The sequence below is a fragment of the Sphingomonas sp. QA11 genome (assembly GCF_028473665.1).
In the GTDB taxonomy this organism is placed as follows: domain Bacteria; phylum Pseudomonadota; class Alphaproteobacteria; order Sphingomonadales; family Sphingomonadaceae; genus Sphingomonas; species Sphingomonas phytovorans.
Genome location: NZ_CP098774.1, coordinates 3352131 through 3368457 on the forward strand (window position 1 = coordinate 3352131; position 16327 = coordinate 3368457).

A 16327-nucleotide genomic window follows, 5' to 3' on the forward strand; every position below is an offset into this window, starting at 1 on the left:
CCCCCCGAGCGAGACCGAGAGCCTCAAGCTACCAATGATCCGCCCTTCTGAGTCAGGCCGGCCAAGCGGTCGTGTATGATCATGTCGGCCTGCTCCATGATCCCCGCGATCAGATCGGCAACAGTCGGGATGTCGCTGATCAGGCCGGCCACCATTCCGCAACTCCACGCGCCGGCCTCCATGTCGCCGTCCTTCATGACCCGGGAATAGACGCCCGCCACTTCCTCCATGATGTCCTCGAACCTGATCGAATTCCCTATGTCGCGTTCCTTCGCGAGCAGCCGTTCCACGCCCGCGTTGTTCAGGACTCTCTCCGTATTCCGCAGCGGTCGCATGACTATAGGCGCGCCCGATCAGCCGTCCGCCCCTCCCTTTACCCGCAGACTCGACGCCGTCCGGTGCGCGGGGCGCTGGATTGCGAATCAGGAGGAGACTTGTGACCACGATTTAACTTGTAGCTTTCAGAGATCGCCGCCAGTTCGCTTCACATAACGGGGGTGGTTTACATGATTCTGAAATCGATTGCGGCGGCCTTGGCGCTCGCAAACCTGTGCGCGGCTTCCGCGCACGCCGAGACAATTGCACCGCTTACGCTTGCTGACCGCATTGCGCAGGCCGGGGCGCCGCTGACTGTCCGGCCGGAAGGCTTCTCGGGTCCGGGAGCCGCGATACTGGCGGAAGCGATAGACGCCAGCCGGTACGTCCTCGTCGGCGAGAGCCATTTTTCGCGCGAGATTCCGGCCTTCACCACGAACATCTGTCGATTGATGGCGGCGGGCGGCCTGACGGCCATGGCCGTCGAGATGGGGCCGGAGGCCGCTGGAGCGGTCAATGCACGGCTGAGGGCGCCGAACCGGGAACAGCAGATTTCTGACTTCATGAGCGCCCATCCCGACGCCATGGCCTTCCTCAACTTCCGCGACGAGGGGCAGACGGCGGCCGATTGCGCGGGTGTCGCCGGGCCGGATTTCAAGCTTTGGGGGCTGGACCAGGAGTTCTTCGGCGCGAGCGGCTATTTGCTCGAACAGATGCTGGCGGCCGGTCCAGGACCGCTCGCCCGCGCCCGGATCGAAGCGCTGGCCGAACAGGAGCGGACGGCGATGAAGGTCGCGCTCACCTCCCATTCGCCCGAGGACCTGTTTCTGTTCAAGGCCACCGATGCGACGCTGGATCAGGCGGGGGCAGCCATCGACCAGGACGGCGGCGACCGGGCCAAGGCGCTGTTCGCCGCCTTGCGCGAAACACGCGCTATCTATCAGGCGTCGCAGTCCCGCCGTGGCGATCCGAACGGGCGCAGGGCGCGGCTGATGAAGCGAACGCTGGCCACGCATTTCGCCAAGGCGCCGCAGGCGCGCGTGCTGATGAAGTTCGGCGCCTGGCATCTCTACAAGGGCTACAATCCACTCGGCCAGCGCGACCTGGGCAATTTCGTCGCCGAGCATGCCGACGGAGAGGGCGTGAAATCACTCAACCTCATCGTCGTTGGCGCGAAAGGCGTGGAAGCCAGATACAACGGGGTCGGCCGCCAAGTTGCCGTGCGCGACTTCGATGCGACGACAGGCAAGGGCAGCGGCTGGCGCAAGGATGTGATGCTGGCCCGCCCCTCGGACACGCCGCCGGGCGCTTGGTTCCTGGTGGATCTGCGCCGTTTGCGCAGCGACGATCTGGAAGCCCTGACGCCTGAATGGCGCGCGCTCATCCGCGGCTACGACCTCGCCGTTGTCGCGCCGGAACTGTCTACGTCCACCGTGTTGGGGGTTCATGACGCCCCCTAGGGTCAGGACCATTGATATGAGAGGCTTGATTTGATTCAGGCTCCGCAAGGAGGCTGGGTATGAGCGACCCGTACTGGTTGACGGACGAGCAGATGGCGCAGCGTGAGCCGTATTTCCCCAAGAGCCACGGCAAGCCCCGGGTGGACGATCGGGCGCGCCAAGGATGGCATGAATCCCAAAGGCTGGTCCCGCGTCGCCGCCCGCTAAGACCGATGCCCAACCGCCTTCTTCTCCGCCACCGCTCTCGCGGCCTCCGTCATCTTCTGGCTGTGATCAATGGATTCCGACCCCAGACATCTGCCTTCCGGGGAAGGAAGAGCGGCGCTCAGCCGATATGCACCGCGAGCCACACGGTCGGCTCATCCCTGGCAGTGTAGGTCACCCAGTGTCGCTGGCCGCCCGCGATCGTCAGATGGTCGCCCGGCCGGAGTGTCACCGCCGCGGAATCCTCGATCCTGATCCCCGCCTCGCCCATCAGCAGCACAACCCATTCGTCCTGCTCCTGCACCATTGGTTCATCCTCGGGCGTCGCCTGGCCGTTCGACACGATCCGTTCGATCCGCACGCCGGGCCGGTCGAGCAGCCCGGTAAAGGCCTCGGCCCGTCGCGCCGCCGGGAGCTTCGCGAACAGATTGGCGACCGCCACCTTGAGTTTCGGTTTCGGTTTCGGCTTGGGCTTCGGCGCCGGTTCGGGTCGAGCCTCAGCCTCAGGCTCAGGCACAACCTTTCGCGCCTTGACCGTCCCCGCGGAGCTTTTCCAGGTCGCGCGCATCGCATCGCGCAGGAAGGTCTCGACTTCCTCGGCGCTTGCCTCGAGCCCCGCGGCGCCGATGCCAAGCACCGGCTTGCCCGCCGCATCGACCAGGCCGTAGCGGCCGAAATCGCCGCCCGGCTGGCGCCGCCGCGACGTCTTGAGCGTCAATCCCCGATGCCGCGCCATCTCGCGCAGCGCCTTGTTCTTCTCGTCGGCCATGATGAGCCAATGTCTAGGCCGGCGATGCGTTGCGTGTCGACATTAGCCGACTTCCGCCGCTAGAGGCACATCATGTCCCCGCGTTTCGAGTTCACCATCAACGCCACCGATGGCAAGGCCCGCACCGGCGAGATCGCCATGCGGCGCGGCACGATCCGCACCCCGGCCTTCATGCCGGTGGGCACCGCCGCGACAGTCAAGGCGGTGAAGCCAGCCGATGTGCGCGCGGCGGGCGCCGACATCATCCTGGGCAACACCTATCACCTGATGCTCCGCCCCGGCGCCGAGCGAGTCGCGCGACTCGGCGGGCTGCACGGCTTCATGGGCTGGGACCGGCCGATCCTGACCGACAGCGGCGGTTATCAGGTGATGAGCCTGAGCGACCTGACCACCCGGTCCGAAGACGGCGTGACCTTCAAGAGCCATCTCGACGGATCGCGCCACACCCTCTCGCCGGAGCGCTCGATCGAGATCCAGCGGCTGCTCGGCTCCGATATCGTCATGGCGTTCGACGAGCTGGTGCCGACCACCTCGACGAAAGAGGTTCAGGCCGCCGCCATGGCGCGGTCGATGCGCTGGGCGAAACGCAGCCGCGCCGCGTTCGACGGCGGCGGCGCGCATGCCGAGGGCGCCGCGATCTTCGGCATCCAGCAGGGCGCGCTCGACGAGACGCTGCGCGGCGAGAGCGCGCGGGCACTGACCGATATCGGTTTCGACGGCTATGCGGTCGGCGGGCTCGCGGTCGGCGAAGGACAGGAGGCGATGTTCGGCTGCCTCGATTTCGCGCCGGGCCAGCTTCCCGCCGACAAGCCGCGCTACCTGATGGGCGTCGGCAAGCCCGACGACATCGTCGGCGCGGTCGAGCGCGGTATCGACATGTTCGACTGCGTGCTGCCGACCCGGTCCGGCCGCACCGGCCAGGCCTTCACCCGGGGCGGTCCGATCAACATCCGCAACGCGAAATTCGCCGAGGATCAGGGGCCGCTCGACCCTTCCTGCCCCTGCCCGGTCTGCGGCACCTGGAGCCGTGCCTATCTCCATCATCTGGTCCGCGCCGGCGAGATTCTCGGCGCGATGCTGATGACCGAGCATAATCTGTGGTTTTATCAGGTCTTGATGGCCGATCTTCGCGGCGCGATAGCAAGCGGACGGATCGCCGCCTTTGCCGATGCGTTCAGACGGGATTATGCAGGCCCGCCCAAGGGAGAGTAACTTGGCTACCGACGACCAAGACGACACCAACGAGATCATCGCCGCCACCCGCGCTGCCAAGAAGCAGCGCGAGGCGGCTGCCGCGACCGGCGACACCGCCAAGGCGAAACGCTGGCCGCTCACGACGATCGGACTGGGCATCGGCTCCGCCGCGGTCGTCGCCGCCCTGCTCTACGCCAACCGGTCGCGCCAGAAGCGCTGATCAACGCGGCGGGCGGTCAGCCACCGCATCCGCCACAGCCCCCACCACCGCACCCGCCGCCACCGCCGTCGCTTGAACCGCTGCCGCTGTCGCCCGAACTTGCGGTGCGAAGCATGTGGAAGTCGGACCAGCCGGAACCCACCAGCACGCTCGTCCCGAACAGGGCGACCGCAAGGTCGGTCTCGGTCGTGGTCGGGGCGCGGCGCAGCCGGTCGGCATCCATCCTCGCCCGTTTCAGCGCGGCATGCCCGCCTTGCGTCCGCCGGTCGACCGCGATCCAACGGATCAGCGCGAAGATGGCGGTCAGGATCAGCAGCAGCGTCAGATAGCCGACCGGCCGCCCGCGCTCGATGCCGATCAGCAGCTTGGTGCCGCCGAAGAGCAACAGCAGGAAATAGGGCAGCGTCTGCCAGAAACGCATCTGCAGGGTCAGGCCGTCATCCATCATAAGACCGGCGGCAACCAGCTTGCTCCGCACCGGCGATGAATAGGGTTTCAGCGCCCGTTCGATCAGCGGCCAGCGGAGTTCTCCCGGCAAGGCGAGCACGCTGCGCTCCGCCGGCGTCCTGCCCTCGTTGCGCAGCGCGGCGTGGAAGCCCTTCTTGCCGATCATCACGAGCGCCCGCACCGCGAGCAGCCGCATCACCACGGCATCGGCAAAGCGCGACGCGCCGCCCGCCAGATAGGCAAGCTGGCCCGTCTCCTGGGCGCGTGCCGACCGCCCCTCCGGGCGCAGCCAGCGCGGGATGACGAAGCCGGCGATGATGGTGAGAACCAGGAAGAGCCCGTAAAGCTGGAGAAAGGGTCCGCCGGTCAGATCGAAGGGTCCGAGAGACATGGTCATGCTCCTCTACCGTGACACCGCAAACGCAAGGAGCGCCGCCGCTGCAATCAGCGTCGCCAGCAGCACCGACAGCGCCCTGCGCCTGGGGATGATGAAGGCGTCGCGCGGGTGAACCCGGCGCGCCTGGGGATCGTCGATCAGTCGCCGTGCCCCGCCCGGCCAGATGTCCGCCGGCGGCGCCTCGCCGAAAACCTGTTCATAGCGTTTCAACGTGTCGGCATATTGCTCGAAGAAGCGGCCGCGCTCTCCCGCCCCGCCCGCGGTCGGGCCGTGATGGAGCGGCCGGCCGAGGATTTCGGGGCAGAAGCGCTCCCAATAGTCCCGGCTGTAGGTCAGGTGCAGATGCCAGGCCTGATCGACCGCGTCTGAGGGGGTGGCTTCGCGGTCACCCGTGACGGCGAGGAAACAGAATTTCCTGTATTCATCGACCACCTGCGCGGCATGAGCCGTGCTCCACCCATTCTCTCGCGCGAGCCGTGCCGTGAAGGACAGCGCGGTGTCCTCGGGGCCGATGATATAGTGGGAAAGCGAGGCCCACACCGCGTGATCGCGATATGCTGCCGGCAGACGATTCGTCTCGCTCATCTGAATATCATACTAATATAGTATACTTTAAAGATCAAGAGCCACCACACACCGGACCCGCGCCTCGCCCCGGCCCGTTCACCTCGCAGATAGCTTGTCCCGCCTATCGCTTGTTCCGAAGCGATGCTGCGCGCCGGCCGCAGCCCGTGCGCCCGCGAAAGGTTCTTCGATGCTCCGTACCAACTCTCCGACTCTGGGCGCGATCCTCGCCCTGACATTTGCGACGCCGCTGCTTGCGCAGACAAGGACGCCTGCTGCACCGGCCGGCAACGTCACGCGCGCACAGGTCGAGGCACAGGTGAAGCAGGTGTTCGATCTTGCCGACACCAACAAGGACGGCTTCATGAGCCGCGCCGAATTCGCCAAGCGCATGGCCGCGGTGCTGAACCGGACCCCGCCAGGCACGGCCGGCGCGCCGTCACGGGAGCAGGCGCAGAAAATGCTCAATGCCGCCGACGCGGCCTTCAACGCAGTCGACACCAATCACGACGGGAAGCTCAGCCGCAAGGAAGCGGGCGCACGCGCCCTGGCGGCATTCGACCTGATGGATACCAATCACGACGGCATCGTCACGCCCGCCGAGAAGCGCGCGGCGCGCAACGGCGCCGTGCCGATCGGTCCGGTCGGGCCGAACGGGCCGTCCGACGAGAGCAAGCCGCGCCGCGGCGGATGATTCCGCCGCCTGGACTCAGGCCATGACGCGTGCTCGCTATCCCAGCGCGCTCCCGCCTGTTACCTCTCGTCCATGAACATCCTCCTCTTCGGTGCGACTGGCATGGTCGGGCAGGGCGTCCTGCGCGAATGCCTGATTGATCCGGGCGTCGACCGGGTGGTCACGGTCGGCCGTGCTACGTCCGGACGGACTGACCCGAAACTCCGCGAAATCCTGCTGCCCGATCTGTTCGACATTGGCGGCGAGGCAGCTGAGCTGAGCGGCTTCGATGCCTGCTTCTTCTGCCTGGGCGTCTCGGCGGTCGGCATGTCCGAGGCCGATTATACGCGCATCACCCACGACCTGACGGTGACGGCCGCCACGCTGCTCGCCGGACTCAATCCCGGCATGACCTTCATCTATGTGACGGGCACCGGTACGGACAGCAGCGAGCGCGGCCGGATCATGTGGGCGCGGGTCAAGGGCCGGACCGAGAATGCCCTGTTCGCCCTGCCGTTCGCCGCCGCCTATATGTTCAGGCCGGGCTTCATCCAGCCACTCCACGGCATCGTCTCGAAAACGGGCTGGTATCGCGCCGCTTATGCCGTGACCGGGCCACTCGCCTCGGTGCTGGGCGCGCTATCCCCCGCGCTGGCGACCACAACCGAGAAGGTCGGGCGCGCCATGATCGCGGTCGCCCGGGGCGGCTATGCGAAGACGATCCTCGGCACCGCCGATATCAACCGGGCCGCCGATCCGAAGTGCTGATGCCCGGGTATCCGGCATCAGGCACCGCGCAGCCGGTGTCCCGCAGAATTGACACAACCCGACCCCGGCGCGACACCAACCCGCAACCAGCCTCCTCCCGCAACACCGGAGTCATCGTTCATGCGCCTTTCCCGTGCCGCCCTCCTGTTGGGCGCAGCTCTGCTCCCGCTCTCGGCCCAGGCGCAGAAGGCGGCAGCGCCGGCCGCCGCGGTGAAGCCGCTCGACTTCACTGAACGCACGCTGGCCAATGGCCTGCGCGTCTATGCGATCCGCGATACGGGCACGTCGAACGTCGCGGTGCAGGTCTGGTACGATGTCGGGTCGAAGGACGATCCCGCCGGCCGATCCGGCTTCGCGCACATGTTCGAGCATCTGATGTTCAAGGCGACGCGCAACCTCGTCGCGGAACAGATGGACCGGCTGACCGAGGATGTCGGCGGCTACAACAACGCTTCCACCAATGACGACTATACCAATTATTACGAGGTGGTGCCGGCCAATCATCTGCAACGGCTGCTGTTCGCCGAGGCCGACCGGATGGCGAGCCTGGTGGTCGAGCCCAAGAGCTTCGCGTCCGAACGCGACGTGGTGAAGGAGGAACTGCGCCTGCGCACCCTCGCCCAGCCCTACGGCAAGCTCTTTTCGATCTACTTCCCCGAGATTTCCTACACGAAGCACCCCTATGCCCGGCCCGGGATCGGCAGCCTGGAGAATCTGGAAAGCGCGACGATCGACGATGTCCGCGCCTTTCACGCGACCTATTACCGGCCCGACAACGCCATCCTCGTCGTGTCGGGCAATTTCGATCCGAAGCAGCTCGATGCCTGGGTCGACCAGTATTTCGCCGGCATCAGGAAGCCCGACCGCCCGATCCCGCGCGTGACGGTGACCGAGCCCGAGCGCACCAGGGCGACTCACGTCACCGTCTATGAGCAGAACACGCCCCTGCCCGCGGTGATGATCAGCTATCCGTTGCCGCCCGACAATGATACCGACATCCCGGCGCTCACCGTGCTCAACGCAGTGCTGTCACAGGGCGAAAGCTCGCGGCTGTACGAAACCCTGGTCTACCGCGACCAGCTCGCCCAGTCCGCCGAGACCTATCTCGACACCAAGCAGGGCCCGGGCAATCTCGGCGTCTTCGCGATCCTGGCTGGCGGCAAGACCGCCGATGCCGGCGAGGCCGCGCTGCGGCGCGAAGTGGCGCGGCTGCGCGACGCGCCCGTCACCGCCGCCGAACTGGCCGAGGCGAAGAACGAGATCCTGACCAGCGTGCTCCGCGGCCGGGAGACGGCCGAGGGCAAGGCCTCGACGCTCGCCGCCTCGGTGATCATCAACGGCGATCCGCGCGCTTCCGACCGGCAGCTTGCCGAGATCGCCCGGGTCACGGCCGCCGATATCCAGCGGGTCGCGCGGAAATATCTCCGCGATGAACGCTCGGCCGCGATCCACTATCTCCCCGCCGAAAGCGCCCCGGCGGGCGCTAAAGGCGATACGGTGGCGGTCGCCTCGACGGTCCAGGTCGCGCCGCTGGCCGCGCCCGCCAATGTGGAGATCGTGACGCCGGCACCGGAGGCGGAGCGGGTGGCGCCGCCAGCGCCGGGCGCGCCCGTCGTCGCGGCCATTCCGGCACCGCAGGAGATCAGGCTCGCCAACGGCCTGCGCGTGCTCGTCGTCGAGAAGCACGATCTGCCGCTGCTCACCGCCGCGCTGGTGGCGACCGGCGGCGGCGCCGCCGACCCGTCCGACCGCGCCGGCGTGGGCAGCCTGACCGCCGACCTGCTGCCGAAGGGCACCCGTACCCGCTCCGCCACGCAGATCGCCGCCCAGATCGAGGCGCTCGGCGGATCGATCGGCAGCGATGCGAGCTGGGACGGCTCGTCCATCTCGGTGACGGTGAAGTCGGATCAGGCAGCCCCCGCGCTCGGCATCCTTGCCGATGTCGCGCAGAATCCGGCCTTTGCGGACGAGGAGATCGAGCGCGCCCGCGCCCAGGCGATCGACGGCGTCACCGTCACGATCAAGGATCCCTCGCAGCTTGCCGGGCTGGTCGCGGGCCGGGCAGTGTTCGGCAACCAGCCCTATGGCCATGCGCTGTCGGGCACGCCCGAATCGCTCAAGGCGATCAAGGCGGCGGATATCCGCAGCGCCTATGCGAGGACATGGCAGCCGAACCAGGCGACGCTCGTGCTGGTCGGCGACATCGCGCCCGCGGCGGCAAAAGCGCTCGCCGAGAAGAATTTCGCCGGCTGGCGGTCCATCGCCCGGCGGCCGGCAGCCGGCACCGCACCCGCCAGCCAGCCCCTGCCCGAGCCCCGGGTGATCGTGGTCGACATGCCCGGCGCCGGCCAGGCCGGTGTCGTGGTCGCCCGGCCGGGCATCGCCCGCCGCGATCCCAGCTTCTATCCGGCGAGCGTCGCCAACACCGTGCTGGGTGGCGGTTTCTCGTCGCGACTCAACCAGGAGATCCGGATCAAGCGCGGGCTTGCCTATGGCGCGGGCAGTTCCCTTTCGGCGCGGCGCGAGCCCGGCTCGATCTCGGCCCGGACCCAGACCAAGAACCCGACCGCACCGGAAACCGTGGCGATCATGGTCGCCGAGATGAAGCGGCTCGGCACAGAGCCAGTGCCGGCGAACGAGCTCGAGCCGCGCAAGGCAACGCTGATCGGCGATTTCGGCCGCGGCGTCGAGACGACCGACGGCATCGCGGGCGTGCTCGGCGCCTATGTCGTTCAGGACGTGCCGTTGAGCGAGCTCAAGGCCTTCACGTCGAAGGTCTCGGCGGTGGATCCGGCAGCGGTACAGGCAGCCGCGGCGCGCCTGCTCGATCCGGATCGGGCGAGCATCATCGTGGTCGGCGATGCGAAGGACTTCATCGAGGCGCTGCGCAAGGCCTATCCGAAGCTGGAACTGATCCCGGCGAGCGCGCTCAAGCTGGATACGGCCGCGCTGAAATAGCTCCTTCTCCCCTTGTGGGAGAAGGATACGGAGACTTGCGAACGAAGAGAGTTAGTCGCAGTTGGATGAGGGGGAGTGACGCTCGAACTTCGAGTGTCCCCCCTCACCCTTCCCAAGCTTCGCCTGGGCCCCTTTCCTCTCCCACCAGGGGAGAGAGAGTTTTCGAAAATTACGTTAACCACCAAGTGTTTCGCTGCGACACACCCTGAAATGGAGGGCAGCGCGGCCGCGATCGATCGGCTATGGCGCAGCCATGGCCTGGGGCGCGATCAAAGACTGGTTCAGGATGCGGCGGCTGGGCAAGCTCGGCATCGTCGGGATCATCGCGCTGATCTGTGCGGGCGTTTCCGCGCATGCCGCCCTCCGCGCGATCGTCGACCAGCAGGCCAAGGCCGAAGCCAGGGCGGCGAAGCCCGTCGGCTATGAGGCCGAGGATCATTTCCCCGGCGCCGCCTGGTTCTATATCGCCGAGGAGAGCCCGACCCCGGGCGCCGGCACGACCGGAACGACCAGGCTGCCCGACATGCCGCTGCCGCCCGAGGCTGCGTCGCTGGCGACCGATGCCTCGATTCGCCCGGCCCAGCCCTTCTCGATGAAGAATGCCAGCCCGACCGATCGCGCGCGGGCGCTGCAATGCCTGACCACCGCGATCTATTACGAGGCGGCGACCGAGCCCGATGCCGGCCAGCAGGCGGTGGCGCAGGTGATCCTCAACCGGATGCGCCATCCCGCCTTCCCCGCGACGGTGTGCGGCGTCGTCTATCAGGGGTCGGAGCGCGGCACCGGCTGCCAGTTCAGCTTCGCCTGCGACGGATCGATGGCACGGGTGCCATCGCGCCTTTACTGGCTCCGGGCGATGAAGGTCGCCGCGGCGGCGCTGAACGGCCATGTGTTCGCGCCCGTCGGCCTCGCGACCCATTACCACACCTATGCGGTCACCCCGTCCTGGAACCGCAGCCTGGTGATGACCGCCGCGCTCGGCGCCCATTTCTTCCACCGCTGGCAGGGCTGGTGGGGCACGCCCGCCGCGTTCAGCCAGCATTATGCCGGGGGCGAGCCCTTGCCCGGGCCGCATGCCCGCCCCGCCACGCCCGATCTGGTCCTGGCATCCGCCGCGACCGCCGCGCCGACATCCACTCCCCCGACCGCGCCGGCTTCTATTCAGCCAGCCTATGCGCAGAGCGGCACACTGAAACCCGCGGTCGCGCCAGCCGATACGACCGGAGAGTCCCAGATCCTCGACCGCTGGAAAGACTCAGGCAAGCCGCTCAGATAATTTCCCTCCCCCTGCGGAAGAGGGAAAATACGCCTAGTTCGACCCCGCCAGATATGTGTCGAACCACGCGATCGTGCGCTTCTGCACATCGGCCATGTTCCCCGGCGCTCGGATCCGATGTCCCTCGTCGGGATAGATCACCAGGCTGGTGGGCACGCCCTGATCCTTCAGCCCATGCCAATATTCGATCGACTGGGTCGGCGGCACCTCGATGTCGCGTTCGCCGACATAGATGAAGGTCGGGGTCCTGGCTTGCTTCATGAAATAGACGGCTGATACCGCCTCATAGGCCTTCGGGTCGTCGTACAGGGTCTTGCCGAAGAAAGGCAGCATCCACTGGTCGATGCCGTTGGTGCCGTAATAGCTGATCCAGTTGGACAGCCCCGCCCCCGCCACGATCGCCTTGAAGCGCTTGGTCTGCGTGTTCGCCCACATCGACATGAAGCCGCCATAGCTGCCGCCCGTCAGGCCCAGCCGGGCCTCGTCGATCGGCGCGATCTTCTCGACGGCATCGATGCCGGCCAGGATATCGCGCAGGTCGCCACCGCCGAAATCGCGCTTGTTCGCCGCGGTGAAGGCCTCGCCCTGGCCATAGCTGCCACGGGGATTGGGCAGGAAGACATAATAGCCGGCGCGGGCCAGGCCCGCCGACAGGCCGTTCGCCGGTAGGAAATTGGGCGTCGACGCCGCCGCCGGCCCACCGTGCACGACGGTGACCATCGGCGCCTTCTTCGCCGGGTCGGCACCGGCGGGCGCGAGCAGCCAGCCCTGCACGTCGAAGCCGTCATTCTTCCACGTCACGCTGCGCGCGGTGACGAGCGCCGGCTGCGCATCATTGTCGTGCGTGATCTGCGCTGGCCTCGCCACCGGACCGGCGAAGATCGCGGGCGCGTGCGTATAATCCTGCACGACCATCGCGACGGCCCGGCCATCGGCGCTATAGGCGACCCTGCCGTCGCCCGCCTCGAAGCTCGAAGGGCGGCTCCACCCGACGGCCGGCTGCGCGCCAAGCTCGAACAGACCAGCATCGCTGCCCTTCAGCACCGTTCCGCGAAAACGGCTGCCGGTCGATAGCAGCGAGGTGACGGTAAAGGGCGCTCCCTCGGTCATGTTCCGCGGCACGCCCCCGGCGAAGGGCACCGTCCACACATCGCCGCCGACTGATCCGAAATCGCTCATCAACCCGCCGACATAGGCGACCGTCCTGCCATCGGCCGAGATGCGAGGGAAATTGATCTGGGTCGCCGGCTTCGCGATCCCGCGCACCGCGCCGGTTCGCGCATCGATCGCGTCGAGCGTCGCGACCCACCAGTTATTGTCGCCATTGCCGGGCGCCGAGGATGCCACGAAGCCGCTGCCGTCGGGCGTCCAGTCATATTCATAGACATAGCGGCCGGCCGGCGACAGCGGCTTCACTTCGGCCGGGGCAACGGGAGCGCCCGCCACGTCGAAGACGGCAAGGCGCTGTTCGTCGCTATGCTCGCCGATCTCGCCGATCTGCCTGACGCCGGCCTGAGTCGCGCCGGCTTCCTTCGCCGCGCCGATCGTGACGAGCAGCGCGATCCGCCTGCCGTCGGGCGAGAAGCGCGGGGTCTGGGCGATCCCGCCGACCGTCGCGATGGCGCGCGGCGTGCCGCCATCGATCATCAGCGCGACGGTCCCCGCCTTCCGGTCGCGCTGCAGAAAGGCGAGCGTACCGTCGGGCGCAAAGGTCAGGCCCGAATAGCTGCAGGCGGCGCAGGGATCGATCGTGCGAACGATCCGCCCGTCCTTCGCTGACCGGATGGCGATGGCCGAGTGGGACGTTTCCTCGTCTCCCTCGACGCTGGCGATCAGGTCCCCCTTCGCCGACAGGACCAGCCCGGCATATTGATGGACGGGCGCGGCCATCGTCGGCGTCGCGACGGCGACGGCGGCGGAAAAGAAGAGGGCGAGTTTGGCGCGCACGTGACTCTCCGAAACGGATGCCGTGGCGGGATAGCATGACGGCGCTGCCACGCAATTGCGAACCATGCTACGGCCGGCGCGGGCGAAACTGTCGCGCATGTCGCCTTGATCCTATCCTTCGGGACGCCGGGGCCTAGGGTCGCGCAGTCGGGGGACGAGCAACAGGGAGCAGGCCATGGCCACGCATATTCCAGGCGACCAACCCACGAACATGGTGGAACGGATCAAGCGACTGCTGACTGCGCCGGCGCAGGAATGGCCGCGGATCGACGCCGAACCGATGACGATCAAGGGCATCTATACGGGGTGGGTCGTGCCGCTGGCGGCGATCGGCCCGGTCGCCGGCCTGATCGGCGCGCTGGTCTTCGGCTACAGCTTGCTTGGCGTCACCTATCGCCCATCGATCGGTGTCGCTGTCAGCAGCGCACTCGTCGGCTACGTCCTTGCCCTGATCAGCGTCTATATCCTGTCGCTGATCATCAACGCCCTTGCGCCCAGCTTCGGCGGCACCAAGAATCCGGTTTCAGCGTTCAAGGTCGCCGCGTTCACCGGCACCGCCGGCTGGCTTGCCGGCGTCTTCCAGATCATCCCGGTGCTGAGCTGGCTGGCGCTCCTCGGCCTGTACGGCCTGTACCTCCTCTGGGTCGGCCTGCCGATCCTGATGAAGGTGCCCGAGGGACGCGCCACGCCCTATGTCGTGGTGACGATGCTTGTCTCGATCGTGGTGTTCCTGGTCTGCGGCGCCGTGGCGACCCAGGTTGGCTCGTCGTTCTCGCGCCCGATGTTCAACGCCGCGACCGATGCCGGAACCGTGAACGGATCGTTGAACCTGCCCGGCATGGGCACGGTCGATCTGGACAAGGCCAACGCAGCCGTCGCCAGCATGAAGGCAGCGACCGACAAGATGCAGAATGGCACCGCGACCCCGATCGCCGCCGCCGCGCTGCAGGCGATGCTGCCCGCCACGATCGGCGGCTTCGCGCGCGGCGACGTCGAGTCCCAGAGCGGCGGGGTCGGCGGGATCGCGGGCAGCCATGCCCAGGGCCACTATACCTCGGGCGACCAGAGCTTCGACCTGTCGGTCACTGACATGGCGGCGGCCGGCGCGCTTGCCTCGCTCGGCGGCGCGATGAACATGCAGTCGAGCAAGCAGACCGCGACCGGCTATGAAAAGACCGCGATGGTCGGCGGCGCGATGGTCACCGAGAAATGGGATAACCAGTTGAAGAGCGGCAGCTATGTCACGATGGTCGCGAGCCGCTTCATGGTGTCCGCCGAAGGCGCCGCGCCGACCGTCGACACGCTGAAACAGGCGGTCGCGTCAGTCGATACCGGCAAGCTCGCGGCGCTGGCGCGATAAAGTTATCAGTGTCGGAGAAAGAAGAACCCCGCCTGCTCTTGCGGACGGGAGTTCTCCGGGCCTGCCGTTTCGAACCCCTTATTGGCGGCCATTCGATTCGGGCGTGTAATTGTGCAGGCCGCGCGGGAACGGGTTGATCGCGACGCGTGTCGCCATCTGCCCGACCGGGCCGCCGAAGCTCGCCCGGTGCCAGCGCCCGACCTCCGCCGTCACGACATCGCCGGCGGAGGCGGTGAAGACCGGGACACCCTGGATCTGGTAATCGACATTGCCTTCCATCACGAACCAGAACTCGCTGTAATTGGTGTGGAAATGGCCGAGATTGGTCGGCGGCGGCGTTGGCGTGCCCTTGCCGCGGATATTGTTCACGAACATATGGTCGCTGGCGATGAAGGCCCCTGCCCGGCCGTTCGCGCCGACGACGTCCTTGTAATAATCGAGATAGGGCTTGTTGGCGCCATCATAGACGCCGTCCCCGCCCGACAGGATCGACCTCGTATAGGTCACCCCCTTGATGTCGGCCGGCCTGGTCGATGTGCCGGTATCCGGATAGATCGGGATATCGCCGGCCTCATGCACCTCCAGCCACAAAGCGGGCGCGGACCCCACCGTCTCCATCGTGAAAGGCAGGCGCAACGGCACGTTGATCTCGAAGCCCTTTGAGGCAACGAACGGTTCCTGGCCCTTGATGCTGACCCTGACCTGGCCGCTCCAGACGATCATCGCGACCCGGTTGTCGGCGTAAAGGACCTCGGGCTTCTTCGCGCCCGGGGCGAGCTGGTGCCAGTCGGCCATGAGATCCTTGTTGCGCACGATGGGTTGCGACCAACTCGCCTGGCCCTTGTGCAGCGCAAGCACGTCGGCGAGCTTCCACCATGGCTTGTTGGGGGCGACATAGGCCTGGACCGGGTTCTTCTTCGGCACCCAGCCATAGATTGGCGGCGGCGGCGCGGGACGCACGGCGGGCGCTGCCCCCGCCGGAGCGGGCACCGCCTGGGCGAACGCCTGATGCGCCAGCATCGCCGCGCCCGCCATCATTCCCGCGGCCAAACCGCTCTTCACAACACGCATCAGTCATCTCCCTCCAAAAGGACCGGCGCGCGCCGGATTGTTCGTTCTCCACATCACCGGCTCTTGCCGTGTATCAGCCCGTGGAGTCGGACGGAGCTATATCAAATATATGATATAGGAAAAGCGTTTTACGGGGCCGGTTCGGGCCTTGTCGGATGCGGCAGGTCGCTGGTGAACAGTACGTCGGCGCCTTATGCTGTGTGGGTGTTTTGGGGGAGTGGACCATGAGATACGTGATCGCATTCACCGCCACGATGCTGCTGGTTTCAGGCCTGCGCCTCGCAACCGGCCAGGAACCTCGCTTGCTGGATGCACTTACCGGTCTGGCCGTCGTGATTGTCGTCTTTATGGGCCGTCGCATAGGAAACCGCACGTCTGGAATGTCGCAAAGGGAAGGCCTGATTTGCGCGTCCTTTGGCTTGCTCTTTTCCCTCACCGTGCTGGTCATGGAAACCTATCGAATCTTTCAGGCATTCGCGACCGGAAAGCTGTTGGTTCCAACCAGTCCGGCCGAATACGTAGCTTGGCAGGACAAGCCGATCGGCTTTGTCGTGGCGGCGCTGACGCACCTTGCGATCATGGCGATTTTGGCGTTCCTGATCTGGGGGTGCAGTCATGAAATATTCCAGCGGCGCGGTTCGCGATCCGACCCGACCGGATCTTCCTGACACTCGCGGCGCACTCCACCAGACGGATGATGGCAC

At 66.8% G+C, this 16327-nt stretch carries 15 protein-coding genes and 1 pseudogene; 10 read left to right on the forward strand and 6 right to left on the reverse strand.

From position 1 onward, the window contains the following. Positions 1 to 23 precede the first annotated feature (23 nt). Positions 24 to 290: a hypothetical protein gene (locus NDN01_RS15575; RefSeq protein ID WP_336298304.1), complete on the reverse strand. Its 267-nt coding sequence runs from the start codon at positions 288 to 290 to the stop codon at positions 24 to 26. 216 nt (positions 291 to 506) lie between these two features. On the opposite strand from NDN01_RS15575, the gene NDN01_RS15580 reads away from it, so the two are divergent. Together NDN01_RS15580 and NDN01_RS15585 are read left to right on the forward strand one after the other, a co-directional pair. After that, entirely contained in the window at positions 507 to 1775 is a 1269-nt protein-coding gene (locus NDN01_RS15580; protein ID WP_272622663.1) for a hypothetical protein, read from the forward strand. Between the two features lie 59 nt (positions 1776 to 1834). After that, positions 1835 to 1927 (forward strand): annotated as a pseudogene (locus tag NDN01_RS15585) (IS5/IS1182 family transposase); the annotation flags it as partial. Between the two features lie 173 nt (positions 1928 to 2100). Here the strand turns inward: NDN01_RS15585 and NDN01_RS15590 are convergent. Continuing rightward, the gene (locus NDN01_RS15590; RefSeq protein ID WP_272622665.1) at positions 2101 to 2748 is read right to left on the reverse strand and encodes a hypothetical protein; all 648 of its coding nucleotides are present in this window, start codon (positions 2746 to 2748) and stop codon (positions 2101 to 2103) included. 72 nt (positions 2749 to 2820) lie between these two features. On the opposite strand from NDN01_RS15590, the gene tgt reads away from it, so the two are divergent. Both tgt and NDN01_RS15600 read left to right on the forward strand, forming a co-directional pair. Then, the gene (tgt, locus tag NDN01_RS15595) at positions 2821 to 3960 is read left to right on the forward strand and encodes a tRNA guanosine(34) transglycosylase Tgt (protein ID WP_272622666.1); all 1140 of its coding nucleotides are present in this window, start codon (positions 2821 to 2823) and stop codon (positions 3958 to 3960) included. A gap of 1 nt (position 3961) precedes the next feature. Then, a complete protein-coding gene (locus NDN01_RS15600; protein ID WP_272622668.1) occupies positions 3962 to 4162 on the forward strand; it encodes a hypothetical protein in 201 nt (66 codons plus the stop codon). A gap of 16 nt (positions 4163 to 4178) precedes the next feature. Here the strand turns inward: NDN01_RS15600 and NDN01_RS15605 are convergent, their stop codons facing one another. Together NDN01_RS15605 and NDN01_RS15610 are read right to left on the reverse strand one after the other, a co-directional pair. After that, the gene (locus NDN01_RS15605; protein WP_272622669.1) at positions 4179 to 5000 is read right to left on the reverse strand and encodes a TIGR04222 domain-containing membrane protein; all 822 of its coding nucleotides are present in this window, start codon (positions 4998 to 5000) and stop codon (positions 4179 to 4181) included. A gap of 12 nt (positions 5001 to 5012) precedes the next feature. Beyond that, the gene (locus NDN01_RS15610; RefSeq protein WP_272622671.1) at positions 5013 to 5591 is read right to left on the reverse strand and encodes a glycine-rich domain-containing protein; all 579 of its coding nucleotides are present in this window, start codon (positions 5589 to 5591) and stop codon (positions 5013 to 5015) included. A 169-nt stretch (positions 5592 to 5760) separates the two neighbouring features. Between NDN01_RS15610 and NDN01_RS15615 the strand changes: the two genes are divergently transcribed. From NDN01_RS15615 to NDN01_RS15630, 4 genes are all read left to right on the forward strand, one after another. Next, positions 5761 to 6264 carry an EF-hand domain-containing protein gene (locus NDN01_RS15615; protein WP_272622673.1) on the forward strand — a complete coding sequence of 168 codons (504 nt, stop codon included), beginning with the start codon at positions 5761 to 5763 and terminating at the stop codon, positions 6262 to 6264. Positions 6265 to 6336: 72 nt separating this feature from the next. Continuing rightward, on the forward strand, positions 6337 to 7011 hold the full coding sequence (locus tag NDN01_RS15620) for a hypothetical protein (RefSeq protein WP_272622675.1): 675 nt from the start codon (positions 6337 to 6339) through the stop codon (positions 7009 to 7011). Between the two features lie 120 nt (positions 7012 to 7131). After that, on the forward strand, positions 7132 to 9969 hold the full coding sequence (locus NDN01_RS15625; protein WP_272622677.1) for a M16 family metallopeptidase: 2838 nt from the start codon (positions 7132 to 7134) through the stop codon (positions 9967 to 9969). Positions 9970 to 10222: 253 nt separating this feature from the next. After that, the gene (locus NDN01_RS15630) at positions 10223 to 11245 is read left to right on the forward strand and encodes a cell wall hydrolase (RefSeq protein ID WP_272622678.1); all 1023 of its coding nucleotides are present in this window, start codon (positions 10223 to 10225) and stop codon (positions 11243 to 11245) included. Between the two features lie 33 nt (positions 11246 to 11278). Here the strand turns inward: NDN01_RS15630 and NDN01_RS15635 are convergent, their stop codons facing one another. Beyond that, positions 11279 to 13192 carry a prolyl oligopeptidase family serine peptidase gene (locus NDN01_RS15635; RefSeq protein ID WP_443025127.1) on the reverse strand — a complete coding sequence of 638 codons (1914 nt, stop codon included), beginning with the start codon at positions 13190 to 13192 and terminating at the stop codon, positions 11279 to 11281. 175 nt (positions 13193 to 13367) lie between these two features. Between NDN01_RS15635 and NDN01_RS15640 the strand changes: the two genes are divergently transcribed. Next, positions 13368 to 14552 carry a Yip1 family protein gene (locus NDN01_RS15640; RefSeq protein ID WP_272622680.1) on the forward strand — a complete coding sequence of 395 codons (1185 nt, stop codon included), beginning with the start codon at positions 13368 to 13370 and terminating at the stop codon, positions 14550 to 14552. Positions 14553 to 14630: 78 nt separating this feature from the next. Here NDN01_RS15640 and NDN01_RS15645 read toward each other — a convergent pair whose 3' ends face one another. Further along, positions 14631 to 15623 (reverse strand): cupin domain-containing protein, encoded by a 993-nt coding sequence (locus NDN01_RS15645; protein ID WP_272622682.1) that lies wholly within the window; start codon positions 15621 to 15623, stop codon positions 14631 to 14633. 224 nt (positions 15624 to 15847) lie between these two features. Here NDN01_RS15645 and NDN01_RS15650 point away from each other — a divergent pair, with 224 nt between their 5' ends. Next, positions 15848 to 16291, forward strand: coding sequence for a hypothetical protein (locus NDN01_RS15650; protein ID WP_272622683.1), 444 nt, complete (start codon positions 15848 to 15850; stop codon positions 16289 to 16291). The last annotated feature ends 36 nt before the right edge of the window (positions 16292 to 16327 follow it).